Raw genomic sequence first — 22,138 nt, 5'->3', positions numbered from 1 at the left:
GGCACCGACGCCGATAATCTAACATATCGTTGATATAATGCAAAAGATTTAAAGCTTTAAACGTAAGGAAATTTCTCAAAGCTCATTTGTCGCAGAAGCCATGGCGCTATCGAGAAGCGCATTGGCTGTCTTCATACGCTGTTCTGCGGCCAGACGAAACTCTTCCGGCAGACGATCGGGATGATTGCTGGCTGCAAAGCTGCGACGCAGTCGCTGTAGCTCGGCGCGTTTCATCCCCGGTTTAAGATCGAGTTCACTGCGAATTGATGCGGGAGATTGGTTCTTCATGCGCTCGGCCAAATCGCGTTTCACATTCTCCGCTTCATCATCGACTTCATTTGTGTCGAAAGAAGGAAAGGTTGTTTGAGTAGCGGGTCCGGAACTTGCAATCGGGCTGAAGCCTGCTGAGAAAACCGCCGAAGCAAGGCCGATATGCGGGCGTTGTGTTTGCTCGTCGCTGTCGCCACCCGCTTCAGCTTCTTTCAGCACTGTTGCAAAATCGGGAAAGTTTTGGCGCATCAAACCTGCTGCACAATTTCAGACGATAGTGCCGTTGCTAGAGCTCGTGTCAGCACATAGGGCGGAACAGGTTTTTGAAATACCGGAACTTCCGGGTATCGAGCCGCCAGATGTGCAGGTAGACCGCCGCCAGTATGAATAACAACGAAGATATTCTGACTTTTCAAGCGGTCTAAAATGGGTTCCAGATCTCCGTCAGCAAGGTTCACGTCGAGGATCGCAGCATCGACTGGCTGCTTGCTGATGAGGTCTATGGCTTGTCTTACTGTGCCGACGGGGCCGACAACGGTTCCGTTGGCATCTTCTACAGTCGCGGCCACGTCGAGGGCGACGAAAATTTCGTCCTCCACGACCAGTACCTTTCTCTGCTCAAGATTATCCATCGTCTTTCCAGTGTCGCTTTCGATTTAATCTTACATGAGGCCCATTTGCGCGGGCTATCACAGAGTCAATGCGCAAGGACACAGGGAGGTTCCCTGAGAGAATAGGATACTAGACTAATGGTGAATCAAATCTTTACTTCGCTGAAGTCTCAAGGCGAAGTTTCAAAGGGTTGATCCTGCCTCGCCTCGTCAATTTTTAGAAAGCGGTGAAGGTGAGGGTGGTCAGAGAGCGCACGATGTTTGGAATGTTCAAAACGTTCTCATTGATGAATTTTCCGATATCGTCGCCTTCTTTGACGTAGATTTTGGCCAGAAGATCGAACTCACCGCTCGTCGAATAGAGTTCCGATACGATCTCACGCTGATAGAGCGTATCCGCAACTTCATAGGTCTTGCCAGGGGCACATTGCAGTTGCAGGAAAACGGGCTTCATATTTCTTCCTTTCGCCACCAGTTGCCCGGCGGACAAGTAACTGGATTGCCGGTCGCGTTTGCTGGTTTCAAGCACGGCCACTGGAGTGAAATCAAGTGCATTTCACACAAGTCCCTGCCGTTTCACAATCAGCACTAATTTACTGAATTGTGTTTTTAATAGAGGAAGGCGATAAGACTCCCTAAAAGTTGAAGTAAGATAATCATTAGATGCTCTATGTACTGCCCGCCGTTCTGCTCCTGTTTTCACTGGCCTTCGTAATCGTTTGGGCCATCGATCAACTGCGCAGTTATCTTTTATGGTGTGCTCTCTGCTTCTTCTGCATCGGCATTGCCATGCTTGCCCAGCTTGTCGATATACCTGCAGATGATGGGCAGAATACAATGCTCACCGCCACAATATATGTGCTGGGGGCTTTTGCTGGTGGACAGGGCATACTCCGCAGATCAGGCCTTCAATTGCCTGTCTGGTTTGGCCTTGTCAGCCTTGCTCTTATCTTTGGCGGGATTGTTTTCTTCCTTTATCCCTATCCGAGCTTGCTTGGTCGGGTTTACGTCCTGAACTTCGGCTTGGCCTGTATGATCCTGGCCTATGTCTGGTATCTGCGCGGGCTTGTGCGCGGTTCGCAGGCCGACAAACTGATCCTCGGTATGTTGTTTCTGGTGGCGATACATATTTTCGTGCGAACGTCACTCACTGCACATTCCATCGTCGGAAATGACACGGAAGTCGATTTTGCCTACACGCCGTTCTGGCAGTGGACGGTATTTTCTACCGCTGTTGCCTCCGTGATTGCAGGACTTGTGCTCTTTGCTGCAGCCGGTGCCGATCGATTCAGCGAGCTTGTTCATGAGCGGGACAGCGATCCGTTAACCGGTCTGCTGAACCGGCGCGGCCTCGAAACCCGTATGAGCGCTTTAGGGCGTCACGATCTTTCGGGTTGGATCGTCGCTTGCGATATCGACTATTTCAAAACGATCAATGACGTTTATGGCCATGCAACGGGTGACGTTGTTCTGAAAGAGTTCGCAGAAATCCTTCAAGCACATTCCAGAGCGCGCAATCTGACGGCGCGCATAGGCGGGGAGGAGTTCATCATCTTCATCGATGATATGCCGGCGGATGAAGCCTTTGCTCTTGTTGAACATATTCGGGAAGGCGTGAAGACACGCGAATTTTCGCGGCTGGCCAAAGGTGCGAATATTAGCTGTAGTTTTGGGGTGGTACGGCTCAACAGCAAGGATGATTTCTGGCAGGCCGTGGAGCGTGCAGACAAGGTCCTTTACACTGCCAAGGAAGCGGGACGCGATCGTACCTTGTTTGAAGAGACAGGGGCGTGATCTGTTCAACTCGTTCTTATGGGGACGAAGGTCGATAAAATTGCCGTGATGGTCGACAAGATGGCCCAAAGAGTGTGTTAGTAAGCCTTCCTATTGAAACTATTGCGAAGCGAGTTATCCAGAATCCAATGAAATTTCAGCTCAATCCTGTCGTCGCCCGCCTTTTGTCACTGGTCACCATGTCGGTTGCTGTTTCATTGAGTGCTCCCTCAATGGCCATGACAGCACTTGAAAAGGCCCAGCTTGAAAAGCTCGATCCTGCAACGCGTCTTGAACAGCGCTGCGATGTCGAGGCGATGGAACAGATCAGCCGGGACGAGCGTAAGCTTTCCGTTGATAAGGTTTTGGCCTACGCTTTTTCTGATCCAGAAGTTTCAAATAATACGATCAAAGCAGGCGGAGCTGCTTTTCGCAGTCGCGAGCACTGGTATAAGCTTGCCTTCGTTTGTAAAACCGATGATGAGCACATCAATGTCGTTTCATTCGACTATGATATTGGTGACGAGGTTCCGCAGGATCAGTGGGACAAGCATTATCTCGTCCCCTGATTAATATCGCCCATTTAGCGGAACATTTATTCCTTACTATCGTCGGCGCGGCAGGCTGAAAGCAGCGTCACTTCTTTGGCGGTATGATCTGCCTCAAGGTGACTAAGTACAGCCTGACCATCTTTTTCAGCCCAGCGATAGCTGTCCTGCTCGTCCAGAGCGACATATTTCTTGAGACTTTCGTGCCATTGCAGGGCGACCATTTTTCCCTCGGCATCCAGCACAGCAAAAGCCGGAAGGTCACCTGTTTTGATATAGGTTACAGGCACGACGACGCCGCGTTCACATATATAATCGATACGTTCCACGGTTTCAGCATGGGCAGGGAGGATTTGGGCGAGGGCTGCAACGCTCAGTGATGTCAGCAAAACAGACGTTTTATATTTCATTGTCATCGACCTCTTTCAGTTTTTTGGAACCGCTTATGCGGATCAACCGCGGCGAAGATTTGTTGGTTTTAATTCACTAATAAAATCCGACTTAAAAACCGAATATTTTTGAAAAGCGATGCAACGAAATTCAACTTCGCCCGTTCTTGCTCTGCTGGTCGTTAGATCGGCCGGGGCCCGGAGTAAATTTGCCCCCGCAATCCCAATCCGGGTCCCACCCTATTGAGGGTGAATGTTGATATGAGAACTGGGATCTCTTCAATCACCACATTGATAATTATTACCTCTGCTCCAGCTTATGGAGATGAGCGCTAGAATTTTATTCCTCGTAGTTCGTTAGGATTGCTTAGAATTTCCGAACTGCTTTCAAATAAGAGAAACGTTGTGGCATCCTGTGAGCAAAAACCTCTGATACTGTTTCATCAATAGAACGCGGAGAGGTGGCCCTGAACATGTCGAAGAACCTATCGAAATTTTCATTTGCACTTGCGGCGTTTGTGGCGACGGCAACGCTCGCAGGTGGCATCCAGACAAGCCATGCTGATCAGACACTGTTGAACGTGTCCTATGATCCAACGCGTGAGCTTTATAAAGATTATAATGCAGCTTTCGCAAAGCACTGGAAAGAGGAAACGGGTGAGACCGTCACCATCCGCGCTTCGCATGGTGGGTCGGGCAAGCAGGCGCGCTCAGTGATCGATGGCGTGAAGGCTGACGTTGTCACGCTTGCGCTTGAAAGCGATATCGATGCAATCGTCGAGCATACGGGCAAGATCGACAAGGAATGGCGCAAGCGCCTGCCTGATAATTCCTCGCCTTACACGTCAACAATCGTCTTCCTCGTTCGCAAGGGTAATCCGAAGGCGATCAAGGACTGGGGCGATCTCGTCAAGGATGGCGTCGAGGTCATCACTCCGAACCCCAAGACATCAGGCGGTGCGCGCTGGAATTATCTCGCGGCCTGGGCCTGGGCTCACAAGCAATATGGCGGTGATGAAGCCAAGATAAAGGAATATATCGGCGAACTTTTCCGCCATGTTCCGGTGCTTGATACGGGCGCGCGCGGCTCAACCACGACATTCGTACAGCGTCAGCTCGGTGATGTTCTGCTGGCCTGGGAAAACGAAGCCTATCTTTCGATTGCTGAATTTGGTGACGATGCTTTCGATATCGTCGTTCCACCACAGTCCATTCTTGCCGAACCACCTGTCGCTCTCGTTGACAAGAACGCAGACGACAATGGAACCCGCAAGGTTGCCGAAGCCTATCTGGAATATCTCTATTCGCCAGAGGGGCAGGCCATTGCGGCCAAGCATTTTTATCGTCCGTCCAAGCCTGATGTCATTCCCGCTGACCAGAAGCGCGAATTCCCTCAGTTGCAGCTTGTGACGATTGATGATCCAATCTTTGGTGGTTGGGCCAAGGCACAGCCTTATCATTTCGGTGACGGAGGCACTTTCGACCAGATCTACAAGCCTGCAAAATAATCCAGTTAGGACGCAGTCATCCGACAAATCAATAAAAGGGAACAAATATTGATGTCTTCGCGCCCTGCACCGGTCAGAGCAGGGTGGCATTTTAGAAAACCGAGTGTCATTCCGGGCTTCGGACTGACACTCGGTTTTAGTGTCGCCTATTTGACCCTTCTCATTCTTATCCCGCTGGCAGCTCTGGTTCTGCGCTCGACAGATGTCGGCTTTGCAGGTTTCTGGCGTATCATTACCGATGAACGCACGATCAGAGCTCTTGAAACGAGCTTTGGCACTGCTTTCATTGCCGCTCTCATCAATGTTGTATTTGGTGTGATCCTGGCATGGGTTCTGGTGCGTTATCGCTTCCCGGGGCGGCGGTTTATCGACGCGATTGTCGATATTCCTTTCGCTCTGCCCACAGCTGTCGCCGGCATCGCGCTTGCCTCGATCTACGCGCCAAATGGATGGATCGGCAGTCTGCTTGCACCTTTCAATATTCGGATCGCGTTTTCGCGCGCCGGCATCGTGGTGGCGCTGATTTTTATAGGCCTCCCGTTTGTGGTGCGCACTGTTCAGCCGATCATGGAGGAAATCAGCCGTGAGGTTGAGGAGGCCGCTGCAACATTGGGTGCATCACGCTTTCAAACAATCTGGCGTGTGCTTCTGCCCAGCTTGCAACCTGCCGTTCTGACCGGCTTTGCGCTCGCTTTTGCGCGTGGAGTTGGCGAATACGGTTCGGTGATCTTCATTGCGGGCAACACACCCTATGTGTCTGAAATAGCGCCCTTGCTGATCGTTATCCGGCTTGAAGAATATGATTATGCCGGTGCCACCGCGCTTGCGACTGTGATGTTGGCGCTGTCATTTGCCATGTTGCTGTTCATCAATCTGATCCAATCCTGGACAAGAAGGAAGTACGGCCATGTCGAATAATGTGTCAGCTTCCACGCAAAGCGCCGTAACGGAAAGCCTGCCGACACGGATCTTGTTGATCGCGATCGCACTTGTATTTCTGGCGCTGTTTCTCATCTTGCCGGTGATAGCGGTTTTCGTCGAAGCTTTCCGCAAAGGCGCGGGCGAATATTTTGCAGCTTTGGTTGAACCAGATGCTTGGGCAGCTATCAAACTGACGCTGCTGGTCACTGTCATTGCGGTGCCGCTTAACCTCGTGTTCGGTGTTGCAGCAGCATGGGCCATCGCCAAGTTTGAGTTTAAAGGCAAGGCACTTCTCACCACGCTTATAGATCTGCCATTCTCAGTATCACCGGTTATTTCCGGTCTGGTTTTTGTGCTGTTGTTTGCAAGTCACAGCGTTTTGGGGCCTTGGCTCTCAAGTCATGGCATCGATATCCTGTTTGCAGTTCCCGGGATTGTTCTGGCAACGTTATTTGTGACGTTCCCATTCGTGGCCCGTGAGCTTATTCCGCTGATGCAGGAGCAGGGAAGCGGTGATGAGGAGGCCGCAATCTCTCTGGGTGCCAATGGATGGCAGACGTTCCGCTATGTTACCTTGCCCAATATCAAATGGGGCCTTCTCTACGGCGTTCTGCTTTGCAATGCCCGCGCGATGGGTGAGTTTGGCGCCGTGTCTGTGGTGTCTGGCCACATTCGTGGGCTCACAAACACAATGCCACTGCATGTCGAAATCCTTTATAACGAGTATAATTTCGTCGCGGCCTTTGCAGTTGCGTCTCTTTTGGCGTTGCTCGCCCTTGTCACCTTGGCGATCAAAGCTTTCCTTGAACTGCGTTACGGCGATGAACTTGCTGGCGGTAACGGGCACTAATAACCTATAGATGAGAATAAGCCGCCCAAGCTTTAGCTTAGCGTTGGCGGTAGGGGAAAGGATTGGGAATGGAAGTTCGTGTCGCCGGTGTGCGTAAAGAGTTTGCTCGCTTTCCGGCATTGCATAATGTGTCGCTGGACATCCGTTCGAGCGAGTTGATTGCTTTGCTTGGACCATCTGGCTCAGGCAAGACGACCTTGCTGCGCTTGATAGCCGGGCTGGAAAAGCCAACGGAAGGTGCAATTTATTTTGGTGAGGAAGACGCCTCGCACAAAAGTGTCCAGGAGCGCAACGTCGGCTTCGTGTTCCAGCACTATGCATTGTTTCGTCATATGACGGTCGCAGAGAATATTGGCTTTGGTCTGAAGGTTCGCCCAGGCAGCACGCGTCCGGCCAGCGCTGAAATCAGACGCCGCGCGCTCGAACTGCTTGATCTGGTGCAACTGAAGGGGCTTGAAAATCGCTATCCTTCGCAGCTTTCAGGCGGTCAGCGCCAGCGTGTTGCACTTGCACGCGCCATGGCAATCGAGCCAAAGGTTCTTCTTCTCGATGAACCATTCGGCGCTCTTGATGCACAGGTACGCAAAGAGCTGCGTCGTTGGTTGCGCGAAATTCATGACAAGACCGGTCACACGACCGTTTTTGTGACGCACGATCAGGATGAAGCGCTGGAATTGGCGGATCGTGTCGTGGTCATGAGTCAGGGACGAATCGAGCAGATCGGTACACCGGACGAGGTTTATGACACCCCTAATTCGCCCTTCGTCTATGGCTTTATCGGTGAATCCAGCACTCTTCCTGTCCGTGTCGAGAATGGTGAAGTTTGGCTCGCGGATCGCAATATCGGACTGACGGCGAATGGCGCTGCGGATGGTGAAGCGCAGCTTTTCTTCCGTCCCCATGATGTCGAACTGCTTGAGGGATGTGGTGGCTGTATTGCCGGAACGGTCATTGCAAGCCGCAGATCCGGCGGCAAACGGCGGGTAGAACTTGAGATCGGCGGCTCTCGCGAGCGTGTCGAGATTGAGATTCCTGCTGAACATCCGGCGGCAGAGAAAAGCCGCATCGCTTTCCGCCCTCGCTATTGGCAGGTTTTTGGAAACGAGGATGTTAAAAACGCCGCTGATCAAGCACCGGCTTTGGCAGAGTAAAATCTGTCGTCAGGACCGGTTCAGTCCTGCACTATTATGAAGACATCCGCCTCTTTTCCGAGATGTGGATGTCTTTTTTCATTCAAGGGGCAGAAAAGTCCCGCAATGCATTTTCGCAAACTATTACGCAGAGTAGTATTATTCTTATTTTCAGTATGTTAGGGTTGTAAAAGCCGGATATTTCATAACGCAACATTAATGTTCGGAAAGAATTGTGCGTTGCGATTTAAACGGTTTGAATATCAGCACAGCCCGTCGTCGCATTTTGGCCAAATGATATCGACATTCAGGGAACGAATTACGGATACTGTCGTTTTTCTGAATTGAAACTCTATTTAGTATTCACCCGCCGCATTCAACTCATTCCCTTCGGAAAGGCTGTTAAGGCACATGCCGGAATTGTCTTCTTCGCCGTCTAATTCGTCCATTGCCGATCGCAAGACTTCGGATCAGATTCCGCCCGAACAACCTTCTCCGATACGTGCTCTTTACAAAACAGAGGACGAGCTGCGCGAGCTTGCGGCATCCGTTGCGCGCGGAGATGAGCTGGCTTTGCCAGGCTATCTGCCTTTCGAATATGACGAGCGATTGTCTGAAAACGGTAAGCTGATCCTTCACGCCTACCGCTCTTCTGACGCTGCGTCTCGCGCGGGCGAGACCATCACGCCTGCTGCACAGTGGCTTCTCGACAACCACTATCAGATCGACAAAACCGTTCAGCAGACCCGCCGGGATTTGCCACGCAAGTTTATCCGCCAACTGCCGACTTACGCAGCCATGAAGGACATGCCGCGTATTTTCGCGCTCGCCTGGCTTTACGTGGCGCATACGGACAGCAACTTTTCTCTTAAGTCTCTGACTGCGCTTGTGCAGGGTTTCCAGACCGTCGAGCCGCTGAAGATTGGTGAATTGTGGGCGCTGCCATCAGCTGTGCGCTATTTTCTGATTGAAAATGCGCGCCGTCTGGCGCTGCGCGTTGATCGCGCACGCAACATGCGCAATCTCGCTAACACTGCTGCCGACCGCATTGTGATTGCTGCAAATGAGGCAGAACTGGAAACGGTTCTTGCGCAGTACAATCAAGCCGCACGCGACAGTACCTTTGCCACGCATCTGCTTTATCGCCTGCGCAGCGCCTCAACCGATACGTCGGCAGCTTCAAGCTGGCTTGAACGTATTCTCGATCAGGAAGGCAGCAACGCAGAAGACGCCATCGTAGAAGAACATGCCCGCCAGTCCACTGGCGGCGTGACGATGGGCAATGTCATCACCAGCCTCAAGAGAATTGACGATATCGACTGGGAGACCTGGTTTGAAACCGTCAACGAGGTCGATGCGATCCTGCGCGATCATAGCGATTTCGAGCTGCTCGATTTCCGCTCGCGCAATGCGTATCGCGTGACGATTGAAAAGCTCGCTCGCTTCTCGAATATGAGTGAAATCGATATCACATGGGCCGCACTCAAGCTTGCAGAAGACAGCAAGGTTGGTGAAGCTCAGGCGGAAGGCAAAGGCTCGATTGCCTATTATCTTTCCGGCGACGGTCGAAAAGAGCTCGAACAGCTTTGCGGATATAAAGCGCCCTTTGGTGTGAAAGCCCTGCGTTGCTATCGTGGTCTTGGCTTGCTCGGTCTTTTCATTCCGACCGCCATCTTCACGATCCTGATCCTGACCATCGTCAATTACTGCATGATGAAGGCGGGTCTTTCTGCCGATCTGCGCACGCTGTTCACGCTGCTTGCGCTTTTCCCGGCAATGGACGCTTCCTATTCACTGTTCAACGCGCTTGTGCCGTGGTTCGTGCAGCCAACACGTCTGATCGGATTTGAATATAAGGAAGGCTTGCCAGCCGAAGCACGGACACTGGTTGCCGTACCGACCCTGATCACGTCGCGAGATTCCATTGATGAGCAGATCCGCAATCTGGAAGTCCATTATCTGACCAATCCGCGCGGCGAGATCTATTTCTCGCTTGTCAGCGACTGGACGGATGCCAAGCAGGAAATCACACCTGCGGACATGGAAATCTATGAATATGCGCGTGAAGAAATCGCCAAGCTCAATGAGCACTATACCGGCAATGACCAGCCGCGTTTCTTCCTGCTTCACCGCCGCCGCCTTTATAATGAAAAGCAGGGCTGCTGGATGGGCTGGGAGCGCAAGCGCGGTAAGCTGCATGAGCTGAATCTGCTGCTGCGCGGCGATCAGGATACGAGCTATTTCCCTGCCGACGCACGTCTTCCAAAAGACATCAAATATGTGATGACGCTCGACGCTGATACGCGCCTGACGCCTGAATCCGTCACCCATCTGGTGGGCAAACTCAGCCATCCGCTGAACCGACCTGTTTTCGATGACAAGACTGGGCGCGTTGTTCGTGGTTACGGCATTTTGCAGCCACGCGTCACGCCATCACTGACCACTGGTGACGAAGCTTCGTTCCTGCAGCGCGTCTTCTCGGTAAATCGCGGTATAGATCCTTACGTCTTTGCCGTTTCTGACACCTATCAGGACTTGCTGGGCGAAGGCACATTCACCGGCAAGGGCCTTTACGATATCGATGCCTTTGAAGCAGCGCTGAAAGATCGCGTGGCTGAAAACACGCTGCTCAGCCACGACCTTCTTGAAGGCGGCTATGCGCGTGCAGCGCTCGTCAGCGATGTTGAAGTCGTTGAAGATTACCCGACCGGATACAATGTCGACGTATCGCGCCATCATCGTTGGGCGCGCGGCGACTGGCAGTTGCTGCCGTGGCTGTTCTCGGCAAGCCGCGGCGTCAGCACCATTACGCGCTGGAAGATGATCGACAATCTGCGTCGCTCGCTCAATCCGATCATGTGGCTGCTCGCTTCGGTGATTGGCTGGAGCATTCTGCCGCTTGGTGTGGCTGCCGTCTGGCAGGCCTTCCTGATCGTGAGCATGTTCGTGGCGCCGACTTTCGGTATCGTCACCAATCTCATTCCGTCGAATATGGACTATTCGTTGAAGGGCCATGCGCAATCGGTTCTGACTGATATCGCACTTGGCACAGCTGATGTCGCGCTGCGCACAACCTTCATCGCCCATTCGGCATTCCTTATGGCCGATGCAATCGTACGCACGATCTATCGTCTGTTCGTATCGCATCGCGATTTGCTTGAATGGAAAACAGCAGCCCAGGCAAAATCGTCGCCTGATACGCTCCTCTATTATTTCCAGCTTATGTGGCCTGCTATGGTCATCGCCGGTCTTGCGGTCTTTATCCCGCTCGGTGCCGACAGCCATGCAGCGCTGATTGCAGCACCGTTCGCTGTGATCTGGTTTGCCTCGCCACTGATTGCCTGGCTCGTCAGCCGCTCGGCCAAGCCGCAGGATACGCTGGAAGTGCTGTCTTCCGACAAGTCGGACCTGCGCCGCTATGCGCGCCGCACATGGCGCTACTTTGCCGAATTTGCGAATGATGAGAACAACCATCTGCCACCGGACAACTTCCAGGAAGACCCGGCGCCGATCGTGGCACAGCGCACCTCGCCAACTAATATCGGTGTCTATGTTCTGTCTGTTGTTGCTGCGCGCGATTTCGGCTGGATTGGCTTTGACGAAACGCTGAACCGCATTGAATCCACCGTCACCACGCTTGAAAAGATGGAGAAGTATCAGGGCCATCTCTACAACTGGTATGAAACAAACACGCTGACGCCGATGCGTCCGCTCTATGTTTCTGCGGTCGATAGCGGCAATCTTGCCGGTCATCTCGTGACACTATCTTCGGCATTGGAAGAATGGGCGGAAGCCCCGAGCGTGTATGTTCAGGGTGATCTCGATGGCATCCTCGATGTCAACGACATCCTTGAAGAAAGCATCGCGCAGATCCCGGATGATCGCCGAATCCTGCGTCCGCTTCGCCGTCGTCTGGAAGAGCGGATTGCCAATTTCCGCCGTGCCGTCCGCACCATCAAGGAAGAGCCGGAAACAGCATCTTTCCGCACGATCAATCTGTCGCTTTTTGCGACCGACATTGTGCGTCTGATGGAAGAACTCGATAGCGAGATCGAAACACCGGCAAGCGCCGAGGCCAAGGAATGGGCCAATATTCTGGTCGATACCTGTAAAGCGCATACCGACGATTCCGTTGGCGAACACAATACGGATGAATTGCGTGAACGTCTGCGCAATCTGGCAGGACGTTCGCGTCAGCTGGCGTTCGATATGCAGTTCGGCTTCCTTGAACGCAAAGAGCGTCGCCTTCTCTCTATCGGCTTCCGCGTGCAGGAAAACGAACTGGACGAAAGCTGCTACGATCTTCTGGCTTCTGAAGCGCGTCTTGCAAGCCTCTTTGCGATTGCCAAGGGCGATGTGCCGGTCGAACATTGGTTCAAGCTCGGTCGCCTTCTGGTGCCAGTGGGCTGGAAGGGCGCTCTGCTCTCCTGGTCCGGCTCGATGTTTGAATATCTGATGCCGCCGCTGGTCATGTCCGAGCCGCTTGGCTCGCTGCTTGACCAGACCAACAAGCTCGTGGTGCAGCGCCAGATCGATTATGCCACCTCGCGCGGTCTGCCATGGGGTATCTCGGAAGCTGCCTTCAATGCGCGCGACGCGCATATGAATTACCAGTATTCCAACTTTGGCGTGCCAAATCTGGGCCTTCAGCGCGGCCTGTCGCGTAATGCTGTTATCGCGCCTTATGCAAGCCTGCTTGCTGCGCAATATCAGCCAGCAGCAGCAGTCGCGAATTTGAAGCGTCTGGCAAAGCTCGGTGCGCTTGGCCGCTATGGCTTCCACGATTCGGTAGACTTCACACCATCGCGCGTTCGCGAAGGCGAAACCTGCGCGGTCGTGAAAAACTACTATGCCCACCACCATGGCATGGCGATCATCGCGGTCAATAACGTGATTTTCGAAGGCCGTATGCGTGAGCGTTTCCATTCCGATCCGGTGATCGAAGCGGCAGAGCTTCTGCTGCAGGAAAAGGCACCACGCGAAATCCCGATGATCTACGCCAAGACGGAAAATCCGATGCGTGTGGATTCGGGCGGCTTCGACGATGCACCAATGCGCATCATCGATGTGCCTTTCAAGGCACCGCGCACAACGCATATGATGTCCAATGGTCAATATGCGCTGATGGTCACGGCCAACGGTTCCGGTTACAGCCGCTGGCATAATTGGGACATCACGCGTTTCCACGCCGATGCGTCGGAAGACCTTCAGGGCAGCTTCCTGTTCCTGCGCGATATGGAAAGCGGTTACTGGTGGTCGGCGACCGGCGAGCCGGTGCGCAATCCCGAAGAAGAAACCAAGACCGTCTTCACTGAAGACAAGGCCGAGTTCTACAAGACTGCCGGCGACTTCAAGACAGTCGTGGAAGTGATCGTGTCATCGGAATCCGATGGTGAAGGCCGCAGGCTCGATATCATCAACACCTCTGCGCGTGATCGCGTCATTGAAGTGACGTCCTATTCCGAACTGGTGCTGACTGACAGCGACAGCGATGCCGCACATCCAGCCTTCGCCAAGATGTTCGTCGAAACGGAAATCGCGGATAATGGCTCAACCATCTATGCGAAGCGTCGCAAGCGCGCACCGTCCGATCCGGATATTCATGTCGCACATTTCGTAACCGATCTGTCCGGTTCGATCCGCGAAACGGAAGTCGAAACCGATCGTCGCGCATTCATCGGTCGCGGCCGTTCGCTGCGCGATGCGGCGGCCTTTGATGAAGGTGCAACTTTCACCGGCAGCCAGGGCTGTGTGCTTGATCCGATTGCATCGGTGCGCACGCGTGTCCGCGTTCCGGCTCATAAAAAGGTAAGCCTTGTTTTCTGGACCTTCGCAGGCGGTAGCCGCGATGCGGTGGAGCATGCTGTTGCAACCCATCGTCATCCGGAAACCTTCGTCCGCGAATACTCGCTGTCATGGACGAGCTCGCAGGTGCAGCTCTACCATATCGGCATCAAGCCAGCGGAAGCAGCCGACTATCAGAAGGTTGCCGCCTATCTGCTCTATCCGGAGCGGACCATGCGTCAGCCGCCGGAAACTATTGCGGCAGGTCTTGGCAAACAATCCGACCTCTGGCCGATGTCGATCTCGGGTGATTATCCGATCTTTGCCTTGCGCATCGACAATGAAGCCGATCTCGACGTGCTTCGTGGCGTCTTGCGCGCGCAGGAATACTGGCGCAGCAAGGGGCTCACCGTGGATGTGGTGGCGGTAAACGAACGCGCCTTCTCCTATGCGCAGGATACCCAGCGCGCGATTGACTGGATCATCGAGGGCTTCCGTGCCCGCGGTGGCGGTCAGCCGCATATCTTTGCGGTTCGTCGCGATCAGATGAGCGAGGAAAGCTACAACACCCTGCTTGCTTCCGCTCGTATCGTCATGCACGCCCAGAACGGCTCGCTTGCCGAACAGCTTCGTCGCAGTGAAGAACTCACCGTCGATTTGGCTGCACGTAGCGACGCTAAGACACCGGCCACCGCACAGCAGGGGCTGGGTGCTGCCGGTCTCGCGCCTGTAACAATCGAACGAGGTACGGAAGAACGTCGTCTGGTGACGAAGCCAAAACCAGTCGCACGTCCGCTCCCAACCGGCGACGATCTCCAGTTCTGGAATGGTTATGGTGGTTTTGCTCAGGATGGCAGCTATGTGGTGCGGATCAACAACCGCACAACCACGCCGCATCCTTGGATCAACGTCATCGCCAATCCGAATTTCGGCTTCCATGTTTCGGCAGAAGGTTCGGCCTTCACATGGGCTGGCAACAGTCGCGATTATCAGCTCACCCCTTGGGCGAATGATCCGGTCACAAACCGTCCGGGTGAAGCGATCTATATTCTCGACCGCGAGACGGGACGCAGCTTTGCCCCAACGGCAAGCGTACTCCGTGACGAGGCCGTGACATATGAAGCACGTCACAGCCACGGCTACAGCACTTTTGCGGCTCAACATGGCGAACTGGCACTCGAACTCACCCATATCGTCGATGCTGAAAAGCCTGTTCGTCTTTCACGCCTGACGATCACCAACAAGGGACGTTCGAAGCGCAAGCTGCGTGCCTATGGTTATGTCGAATGGGTGCTGGGCAATGCCCGCTCTAAGAATGTGCCGTTCATCGTGCCATCGCAGGATGAAGAACTGGGCGCGCTCTTTGCAGGCAATCCATATCATCCGGACAAGTCCGGTCAGGTGGCCTTCTTTGCGGCAACAGAAAAGCCGCAATCGGTAACGGCTGACCGTGGCGAGTTTATCGGCTCGACGGGCTCGGTCGACCGTCCTGAAATCGTGCTGGCTGGCAAGGCGCTTTCCAACACGGTTGAAGCTGGGCGTGACCCGTGTGCCGCTCTCGCTATCGATGTCGAAGTGGGGCCGGGTGAAAGCCGCGAAGTGGTATTCCTGCTTGGCAATGCTGCCGATCAGCAGCAGGCAAAAGCCCTTGTCGCGGAAAGCCGCAAGGCTTCGTTTGAAGAAAAGCTCGATGCTGCACGCAAACATTGGGAAGGTCTCTTCAACCGCGTACAGGTCAAGACACCTGATCCGGCATTCGATCTCTTGATCAATGGCTGGTTGCCATATCAGGCGATTGCCTGCCGCATCTGGGCCCGTGCTGCCTTCTATCAGGCCAGCGGTGCCTTCGGCTTCCGCGACCAGTTGCAGGATACGCTGTCGCTTCTGCTGATTGATCCTTCGCTGGCTCGTGCACAGATCCTTAATGCCGCTTCGCGTCAGTTCCCGGAAGGTGATGTTCAGCATTGGTGGTTGCCAGCAACGGGTGCAGGTGTCCGCACGCTGATCTCCGACGATGTGGTCTGGCTCGGCTATGGCACCTCGCTTTATGTTCAAACGACTGGCGATCATGCAATTCTCGACGAAAAGCTGGCTTTCCTGAAGGGACGCACGCTTGAAGAGGGTGAACATGATGCATTCTTTGAGCCGGAGATTTCCGACCAAACTGTGAGCCTCTACGAGCATTGCGCGCTGGCGCTTGATCTTGCGATTGAGCGTACCGGCAAGCATGGCCTGCCACTGATCCTCGGTGGTGACTGGAACGACGGCATGAATCTTGTCGGCGTGAAGGGTGAGGGCGAAAGCGTATGGCTCGGCTGGTTCCTGGCCTACACATTGCGTCAGTTCATCCCGATTGCTGAATCCCGCAAGGATGCAAAGCGTGCAAAAGCATGGGCCACGCATCTTGAAAGCCTGACCAAAGCGCTTGATCGCGATGGTTGGGACGGCGAATGGTATCGCCGTGGCTTCTTCGATAACGGCGCGCCGCTTGGCTCAAAAGACAGCGACGAATGCCAGATCGATGCGATTGCGCAGTCGTGGAGCGTGTTGTCTGGCGTTGCCGATCCAAAGCGTTCGGAACAGGCCATGGCTTCGCTCGAGAAATATCTGCTCGATGATCAGGGCGAATTGCTGCGTCTCTTCACGCCGCCTTTCGACAAGACGGTTCAGGAGCCGGGTTACATCAAGGGCTACCCGCCGGGCGTTCGTGAGAATGGCGGTCAATATACCCATGGTGCAACATGGGCCATTCTGGCGCTCGCCCGCATGGGTAAGGCCAAGGAAGCATGGCGCTTGTTCTCGCTGATCAGCCCGGTCAGTCATGGCCGCAATCCGGATGTCTATCGCGTTGAACCTTATGTGATCGCAGCCGACATCTACTCCGTCGAGCCGCGTCGCGGACAGGGTGGCTGGACATGGTACACGGGGTCTGCCGGCTGGTTCTATCGTGTTGCAACGGAAGGCATTCTCGGCGTCACCAAACGCGGCGACCGTCTTCATCTTGATCCGGCCCTGCCGCCGGAATGGGATGGCTATGAAGCGGAACTTCGTTTCGGCGAAGCACTCTATCGAGTGAAGGTTGTAGCGGGTGCCAAAGACAAGGTAATCAAGCTCAATGGCCGCAAGGTGGGCAAGCCGGATGAAGGCGTGCCGATCAAGCCCGATGGTGAACACGACATCATAGTAGAGCTTCCCAAATCTGAATGAAGCATTTAAAAAGGCGGGTGAAAACCCGCCTTTCTTTTTGCTGCAGTCGCTTTGGGGTGATTGCAGAACATGCTCATGCAATGGAGGCCGTGATGGCCAAAACCGATATCGCGCGGCGCGTCTTTAACCACGCATGGAAGCTCGATCCGATTGTCCGCAGTTTGCTGGATACGGATTTCTACAAACTTCTGATGTTGCAGATGATCTGGGGGCTCTATCCCAAGGTGGATGCAACCTTCGCGCTCATCAACCGCACGACGTCCGTGCGCCTTGCCGATGAGATTGATGAAGGCGAATTGCGCGCGCAACTCGATCATGCACGCACGCTGCGCTTTACCAAGAAAGAGATGATCTGGCTGGCGGGTAACAGCTTTTACGGTCGCAAGCAGATTTTCCAGCCGGAGTTTCTCAACTGGCTGCATGATTTCCAGCTGCCGGAATATGATTTGCGCCGCAAGGACGGCCAGTATGAACTGCATTTCCATGGTCCGTGGTCGCACACGACCATGTGGGAAATTCCAGCACTGGCCATCATCAATGAGCTTCGCTCGCGCGCAGCGATGAAAAACCTCGGGCCTTTCTCGCTCGATGTTCTTTATGCCCGCGCCAAAGCCAAGATGTGGAGCAAGGTCGAGCGACTGCGCGAACTGCCTGACCTCAAGATTTCAGATTTCGGCACACGTCGCCGCCATTCATTCCTGTGGCAGCGCTGGTGCGTGGAAGCACTGAAGGAAGGTATCGGCGATGCCTTTACCGGAACCAGCAATGTGCTTTTGGCCATGGACAATGACCTCGAAGCGCTTGGCACCAATGCGCATGAATTGCCGATGGTGCTGGCAGCGCTTGCCAACACCGATGATGAACTGCGCACCGCACCTTATCGCGTGTTGCAGGACTGGAACCGCTATTATGGCGGCAATCTTCTCATAGTTCTGCCGGATGCCTTTGGCACGGCTGCTTTTCTGCGCAACGCACCGGATTGGGTTGCCGACTGGACCGGCTTCCGCCCAGACAGCGCCCCACCCATTGAAGGTGGCGAACGCATCATTGAATGGTGGAAGTCGCGCGGCAAAGATCCGCGTGAAAAGCTGCTGATTTTCTCGGATGCGCTCGACGTCGATACGATTGAGGAAACCTATCGCCATTTTGAAGGCCGCGTCCGCATGAGCTTTGGCTGGGGAACGAACCTCACCAATGACTTTGCCGGTTGCGCGCCGACAACGATCCATGGGCTCAAGGCAATATCGCTCGTTTGTAAGGTGATCGACGCCAATGGACGCCCGGCGGTCAAACTTTCGGACAATCCGCAAAAGGCAACCGGCGATCCAAAAGAAGTCGAGCGTTATCTGAAATTCTTCGGAAACGAAGAGCGGGTGGAGCAGCTCGTTCGCGTGTAACGAGCTGCGGTTTCACTATTCCATCAGGCGTGCTGTACCCGAAAGGCGGATTGATCCGCCGCGTTCATTTCCGATATCTGCGCGCAGATGCGATGGCGAACCCATATCCTCACCCTGAATGACTTCAATAGAGCCACCATGCGGCCAGCCGAGATCGCGTAAATAAGCCGCGAAAGCGGCAGTTGAAGCACCCGTTGCCGGGTCTTCATAAACCCCGCCCGAGGCAAAAGGATTGCGGCTGTGGAAGCGCGTCGGCGTTTCGGAATTGATCAGCAGGATTGTCGTCCAGCCCTGACGGTTCATGAGCACGCGACCGCGCGAAAGATCGTAATGCATCGAGGCGAGCTTTTCGCGTGAGCGCAAAGGCAGCACGATGTGGTCGGCTCCGGCATGGATCAGCGCCGGCGGAATGCCCGGCGCAAGATCATCCTTCTCATAGTTGAAAAGGGCCAGTGCCTGCTCGATTTCGACTTCCGTGGCGGCCCGGTTGCGCGTACCCGGCGATTGCAGGCTGGCGGCAAACAGCTCGCCTTCCTTGCGGCCTTCGACGCTGATTTCGGCGTGGTTAAGCTTTAAGGAAAAGCGTCCGTCACCCTCGCGCATGGCGAGCGCTGCACCCAGTGCAATCGTGGCATGGCCGCAGAAGGGTATTTCTGTTTCAGGCGCAAAATAGCGCACGCGCCAGTTACCGGCTTCGGGCATGGCAAAGGCCGTTTCCGAAAAGCCAACATCCTTGGCAATTTTTTGCATTTCCTCGGCTGAGGGAAGTTTTTCAGAAATCAGGACACCGGCAGGATTGCCGCCCTGATTGCCTTGCGAGAAGGCTGCTATGCGCAAGACGTCCAATGAATTGTCCTTCGCCTATATTCGATTCGCTCCCGCCCCTGTCCAATAGAAGACGCTAAATGCGTCCGGTCAAGGGCAGGGGAGCCTTGAGTTGTTTCCTTGCCCGGCTATTTATTTGCCGAGACGATGAGTAGCATCGGTCTTTCCAGCTCGTCTACTAATGCGGGCCAGGCTGCGATCTGCTCTTCGCTCGGGCGCCATTCTTCAAGGTTGGCGATTGCAAAGCCAGCCTTTATCAAGGCATTGACGGTCGTGCTAAGGCGACGGTGATATTTAATGACGCCATCAGCAAGCCAATCCGTGCGTCGTTCACCTTCAACGGCATAGTGATCGATGGGCCAGTGTTTCTGCCCATTTTCGCCTTCCATCCAACCGGGTTTAGCGGGTGCCATGAAAATCGGATGCTCTATTGTGAAAATGAATTGGCCGTTTGCACGCAAGGCGCGGCTGATCGTGGTCAGGAGACGCGGAAAATCCCGGATATAGTGAAAGGCCAGCGAGCTATAAACAAGATCGAAACGGCCTTCCGGCAGTTCCAAAGCTTCCATATCCGCCTGCACGTAGCGGATAGCCTCGTCTCGCGTTTCCTTGCGCGCACGTTCAAGCATATTCTCTGAAAGATCATATCCGGTGACAGACGCGGCACCCTGTTCACGGGCAAAACGTGAAAACCAGCCAAAGCCACAGCCGAGATCGGCAATGTCCAGGCCATTAAGATCTGGCAGGATTGATCGCACATAGGGCCATTCGGGCGCGCCATCCAGACCATGCACAGAGCGCGGCAGCTCGCTATAGGCGGTGAAAAAGTCCGCACGATCATAAATGTTCTGAGCCATGTTGTGCCTTCCTGTTATGGAAATGCAGAATCGGCCCCTAACATCGGGAAATCAATCCCGCATTTCCGCCGCCCACGGTGGATTGGCACCTGCGCGAGAAACCGTAATCGCGGCAGCTCGCACACCAAGCGCAACGGCTGCATGAATCTGATCTTCGTCGAGTTTTGCGATTGCTTGCTTGCTCAACAAGCCCTGATCGTTGAGGCTTGCGAGGATACCCGCATTGACAGTGTCACCAGCGCCAACCGTATCCACCACATCCACTTTAACGCCGGGCACGCGAACAGTCGCGTTTGCCGTGTAGGCATCCGCACCATGGGCACCTTTGGTGATGACGATCAGTTTGGGCCCAAGCTCAAGCCAACGCGACGCAATCTCGTCATGGCTGCCTTTTTCGCCAAACCAGTCGAGATCTTCATCCGAGAGCTTCACGATATCGGAAAGGGCAATCATTCGTTTCATGCGAGCAAGATGCTTTTCACGGTCCGTGATAAAGCCGGAGCGAATATTCGGATCGAGGAACATCACTCGGTTCTTGGCTTCCCGCGTCATCAGCGCTTCATAGACACTCCCGCATGGCTCTGAAATCAGACTGATACAGCCGAACAGCATGGCGTTGATATTGTCGTCGATCTGCGGGATGTCGCCCTCGGAAAGCATCCGCAGCGCCGTGTTCTCATCATAAAAGGCGTAGCGGGCCTGTCCGTCCACCAGTCGCACGAAAGCGAGTGTCGTCGGACGGTCTGAAATGGCGGAATAGGAATAATCAACGTTGGAGCGCGCAAGCGTGTCGCGCAGTACTTCACCGAAAAAATCAGACGAAAGCCCGGAAAAGAAGCCCGTCGGGACATTCAATCGACCGAGCGCGATGGCTGAGTTGAAAACAGAACCACCCGCGAGTGGCAAAAAGGCTGTCTCTCCCGCCGCAGTTTCGCGTGGCAGCATGTCAATCAGGGCTTCACCGCAGCATAGGATCATGGGTCAACTCAGCTGTTAAATCGATTGAAGAGAAAATAAGCACAAAAGCGCGGTGTTATTCAACGCCGCGCTTTTGAAAAATCATCAGACGTGCTGGCCGCCATTGATGTGTATTTCCGATCCTGTCACATAAGACGAGGCTTCGGAGCAAAGATAGTAGATTGTCTCGGCCACTTCTGACGTCTTGCCAAGACGACGCATCGGCAATTGTTCGACAAGTTTATCCGTACCGGGCGATAGAATGGCGGTATCGATCTCACCCGGAGCAATCGCATTGACACGAATGCCATGCGGACCGAAATCCGACGCCATTTCACGCGTGAGCGCTGCAAGGGCTGCCTTCGAGGTCGCATAAGCCGTGCCAGCAAAAGGATGAACGCGACTTCCGGCAATCGACGTCACGTTGACGACCGAGCCTTGCGCAGCTTCAAGTTCCTTGAACAAGCCACGCGCCAGCATGATGGGCGCCATGAAGTTCACCTGAAACACGTCGCGCCACACAGCCATCGGCGTTTCAATCGAGTTCAGGCGCTTTCCACCCTCTGCCTTTGGCGAAATACCTGCATTGTTGACGAGCGCGTGCAGCTTGCTGCCATTGGCCTCAAGGCGGCGGCGGATTTCAGCAATGGCTTTGCCCACGTCTTCCTGGTCCGCAAGGTCAACCTTGATGTGATCTTCCGGTCCCGCTGGCCACGGACAATTCTCAGCGAAATCCTGACGCGAGCAGGTGATGACGCGCCAGCCAGCGCGCGAAAAACGCTTAACCGTCGCATGACCAATGCCACGGCTTGCCCCTGTCAGAACAAGGGTTTTACGTTCCGTATCTGCCTTGGGAGTATCAGACCGGGACGTATCGGTTGGGGAAACTGTAGACATGACAACCTCACTCTCAATCTTTGAATAGACTAAGCCGCTCAGGATTTCGAGCGGATTTAAACAATCAGACTGTCGGCTGCTTCACTTGATCGCGATAAGGGCCGGTTAAAGTTATGCCGACCCTACAGCATAATTCCTTAAACTTGAATCAGTTTAAGGTAAAATTATGCTGTAAATATAAAGTTTTAGAGCCACCTTTGTGCGCCCGGTAGGG

General features: G+C 54.1%; 16 protein-coding genes. 8 read left to right on the top strand and 8 right to left on the bottom strand.

Annotated elements, in window-relative coordinates:
• Window positions 1–75 precede the first annotated feature (75 nt).
• The 3 genes from RT142_RS04030 to RT142_RS04020 form a co-directional block, all read right to left on the bottom strand.
• Window positions 76–519: a hypothetical protein gene (locus RT142_RS04030; RefSeq protein ID WP_007873117.1), complete on the bottom strand. Its 444-nt coding sequence runs from the start codon at window positions 517–519 to the stop codon at window positions 76–78.
• The gene (locus tag RT142_RS04025) at window positions 519–902 is read right to left on the bottom strand and encodes a response regulator (protein ID WP_007873120.1); all 384 of its coding nucleotides are present in this window, start codon (window positions 900–902) and stop codon (window positions 519–521) included. Before RT142_RS04025 ends, RT142_RS04030 begins: the two co-directional genes overlap by 1 nt.
• Window positions 903–1,098: 196 nt before the next feature.
• Window positions 1,099–1,335: an Lrp/AsnC ligand binding domain-containing protein gene (locus tag RT142_RS04020; RefSeq protein WP_007873124.1), complete on the bottom strand. Its 237-nt coding sequence runs from the start codon at window positions 1,333–1,335 to the stop codon at window positions 1,099–1,101.
• Between the two features lie 209 nt (window positions 1,336–1,544).
• Between RT142_RS04020 and RT142_RS04015 the strand changes: the two genes are divergently transcribed.
• Window positions 1,545–2,675 (top strand): sensor domain-containing diguanylate cyclase, encoded by a 1,131-nt coding sequence (locus RT142_RS04015; protein WP_105518055.1) that lies wholly within the window; start codon window positions 1,545–1,547, stop codon window positions 2,673–2,675.
• A gap of 128 nt (window positions 2,676–2,803) precedes the next feature.
• Window positions 2,804–3,223: a DUF930 domain-containing protein gene (locus RT142_RS04010; RefSeq protein ID WP_007873130.1), complete on the top strand. Its 420-nt coding sequence runs from the start codon at window positions 2,804–2,806 to the stop codon at window positions 3,221–3,223.
• A gap of 26 nt (window positions 3,224–3,249) precedes the next feature.
• Here RT142_RS04010 and RT142_RS04005 read toward each other — a convergent pair whose 3' ends face one another.
• Complete coding sequence (locus RT142_RS04005) at window positions 3,250–3,612, bottom strand: lysozyme inhibitor (RefSeq protein ID WP_313027515.1); 363 nt, start codon at window positions 3,610–3,612, stop codon at window positions 3,250–3,252.
• A 452-nt stretch (window positions 3,613–4,064) separates the two neighbouring features.
• On the opposite strand from RT142_RS04005, the gene RT142_RS04000 reads away from it, so the two are divergent.
• The 6 genes from RT142_RS04000 to pncB all read left to right on the top strand — a co-directional run bounded on the left by RT142_RS04000 (window position 4,065) and on the right by pncB (window position 18,388).
• The gene (locus RT142_RS04000) at window positions 4,065–5,099 is read left to right on the top strand and encodes a sulfate ABC transporter substrate-binding protein (RefSeq protein WP_007873135.1); all 1,035 of its coding nucleotides are present in this window, start codon (window positions 4,065–4,067) and stop codon (window positions 5,097–5,099) included.
• 51 nt (window positions 5,100–5,150) lie between these two features.
• A complete protein-coding gene (gene cysT / locus RT142_RS03995; RefSeq protein ID WP_007873138.1) occupies window positions 5,151–6,017 on the top strand; it encodes a sulfate ABC transporter permease subunit CysT in 867 nt (288 codons plus the stop codon).
• Window positions 6,007–6,870, top strand: coding sequence for a sulfate ABC transporter permease subunit CysW (gene cysW, locus RT142_RS03990; protein ID WP_007873141.1), 864 nt, complete (start codon window positions 6,007–6,009; stop codon window positions 6,868–6,870). The genes cysT and cysW overlap by 11 nt, the downstream gene beginning before the upstream one ends.
• Window positions 6,871–6,938: 68 nt before the next feature.
• Window positions 6,939–8,021 carry a sulfate/molybdate ABC transporter ATP-binding protein gene (locus RT142_RS03985; protein WP_105518057.1) on the top strand — a complete coding sequence of 361 codons (1,083 nt, stop codon included), beginning with the start codon at window positions 6,939–6,941 and terminating at the stop codon, window positions 8,019–8,021.
• Between the two features lie 390 nt (window positions 8,022–8,411).
• The gene (locus tag RT142_RS03980) at window positions 8,412–16,991 is read left to right on the top strand and encodes a GH36-type glycosyl hydrolase domain-containing protein (protein ID WP_313027511.1); all 8,580 of its coding nucleotides are present in this window, start codon (window positions 8,412–8,414) and stop codon (window positions 16,989–16,991) included.
• A 92-nt stretch (window positions 16,992–17,083) separates the two neighbouring features.
• On the top strand, window positions 17,084–18,388 hold the full coding sequence (gene pncB, locus RT142_RS03975) for a nicotinate phosphoribosyltransferase (protein WP_007873146.1): 1,305 nt from the start codon (window positions 17,084–17,086) through the stop codon (window positions 18,386–18,388).
• A 15-nt stretch (window positions 18,389–18,403) separates the two neighbouring features.
• On the opposite strand, the gene RT142_RS03970 is transcribed toward pncB, so the two are convergent.
• The 4 genes from RT142_RS03970 to RT142_RS03955 all read right to left on the bottom strand — a co-directional run bounded on the left by RT142_RS03970 (window position 18,404) and on the right by RT142_RS03955 (window position 21,924).
• Window positions 18,404–19,234 carry a PhzF family phenazine biosynthesis protein gene (locus RT142_RS03970; protein ID WP_007873147.1) on the bottom strand — a complete coding sequence of 277 codons (831 nt, stop codon included), beginning with the start codon at window positions 19,232–19,234 and terminating at the stop codon, window positions 18,404–18,406.
• A gap of 107 nt (window positions 19,235–19,341) precedes the next feature.
• Window positions 19,342–20,070, bottom strand: coding sequence for a class I SAM-dependent methyltransferase (locus RT142_RS03965; protein ID WP_313027507.1), 729 nt, complete (start codon window positions 20,068–20,070; stop codon window positions 19,342–19,344).
• A 51-nt stretch (window positions 20,071–20,121) separates the two neighbouring features.
• On the bottom strand, window positions 20,122–21,048 hold the full coding sequence (locus RT142_RS03960; RefSeq protein WP_313027505.1) for a carbohydrate kinase: 927 nt from the start codon (window positions 21,046–21,048) through the stop codon (window positions 20,122–20,124).
• Between the two features lie 84 nt (window positions 21,049–21,132).
• On the bottom strand, window positions 21,133–21,924 hold the full coding sequence (locus RT142_RS03955; RefSeq protein WP_007873153.1) for an SDR family NAD(P)-dependent oxidoreductase: 792 nt from the start codon (window positions 21,922–21,924) through the stop codon (window positions 21,133–21,135).
• Window positions 21,925–22,138 lie beyond the last annotated feature (214 nt).

It is taken from the genome of Brucella sp. (assembly GCF_032066345.1).
GTDB lineage: Bacteria > Pseudomonadota > Alphaproteobacteria > Rhizobiales > Rhizobiaceae > Brucella > Brucella pseudogrignonensis.
The sequence above is the reverse complement of the archived record's forward strand: the minus strand, read 5'-3'. Positions and strand labels throughout refer to the sequence as shown.

What these genes read in the sequence shown, in the direction of transcription:
- RT142_RS04030 (WP_007873117.1), bottom strand. Translation starts at nt 519, where the DNA reads ATGCGCCAAAACTTTCCCGATTTTGCAACAGTGCTGAAAGAAGCTGAA.
- RT142_RS04025 (WP_007873120.1), bottom strand. Translation starts at nt 902, where the DNA reads ATGGATAATCTTGAGCAGAGAAAGGTACTGGTCGTGGAGGACGAAATT.
- RT142_RS04020 (WP_007873124.1), bottom strand. Translation starts at nt 1,335, where the DNA reads ATGAAGCCCGTTTTCCTGCAACTGCAATGTGCCCCTGGCAAGACCTAT.
- RT142_RS04015 (WP_105518055.1), top strand. Translation starts at nt 1,545, where the DNA reads ATGCTCTATGTACTGCCCGCCGTTCTGCTCCTGTTTTCACTGGCCTTC.
- RT142_RS04010 (WP_007873130.1), top strand. Translation starts at nt 2,804, where the DNA reads ATGAAATTTCAGCTCAATCCTGTCGTCGCCCGCCTTTTGTCACTGGTC.
- RT142_RS04005 (WP_313027515.1), bottom strand. Translation starts at nt 3,612, where the DNA reads ATGAAATATAAAACGTCTGTTTTGCTGACATCACTGAGCGTTGCAGCC.
- RT142_RS04000 (WP_007873135.1), top strand. Translation starts at nt 4,065, where the DNA reads ATGTCGAAGAACCTATCGAAATTTTCATTTGCACTTGCGGCGTTTGTG.
- cysT (WP_007873138.1), top strand. Translation starts at nt 5,151, where the DNA reads ATGTCTTCGCGCCCTGCACCGGTCAGAGCAGGGTGGCATTTTAGAAAA.
- cysW (WP_007873141.1), top strand. Translation starts at nt 6,007, where the DNA reads ATGTCGAATAATGTGTCAGCTTCCACGCAAAGCGCCGTAACGGAAAGC.
- RT142_RS03985 (WP_105518057.1), top strand. Translation starts at nt 6,939, where the DNA reads ATGGAAGTTCGTGTCGCCGGTGTGCGTAAAGAGTTTGCTCGCTTTCCG.
- RT142_RS03980 (WP_313027511.1), top strand. Translation starts at nt 8,412, where the DNA reads ATGCCGGAATTGTCTTCTTCGCCGTCTAATTCGTCCATTGCCGATCGC.
- pncB (WP_007873146.1), top strand. Translation starts at nt 17,084, where the DNA reads ATGGCCAAAACCGATATCGCGCGGCGCGTCTTTAACCACGCATGGAAG.
- RT142_RS03965 (WP_313027507.1), bottom strand. Translation starts at nt 20,070, where the DNA reads ATGGCTCAGAACATTTATGATCGTGCGGACTTTTTCACCGCCTATAGC.
- RT142_RS03960 (WP_313027505.1), bottom strand. Translation starts at nt 21,048, where the DNA reads ATGATCCTATGCTGCGGTGAAGCCCTGATTGACATGCTGCCACGCGAA.
- RT142_RS03955 (WP_007873153.1), bottom strand. Translation starts at nt 21,924, where the DNA reads ATGTCTACAGTTTCCCCAACCGATACGTCCCGGTCTGATACTCCCAAG.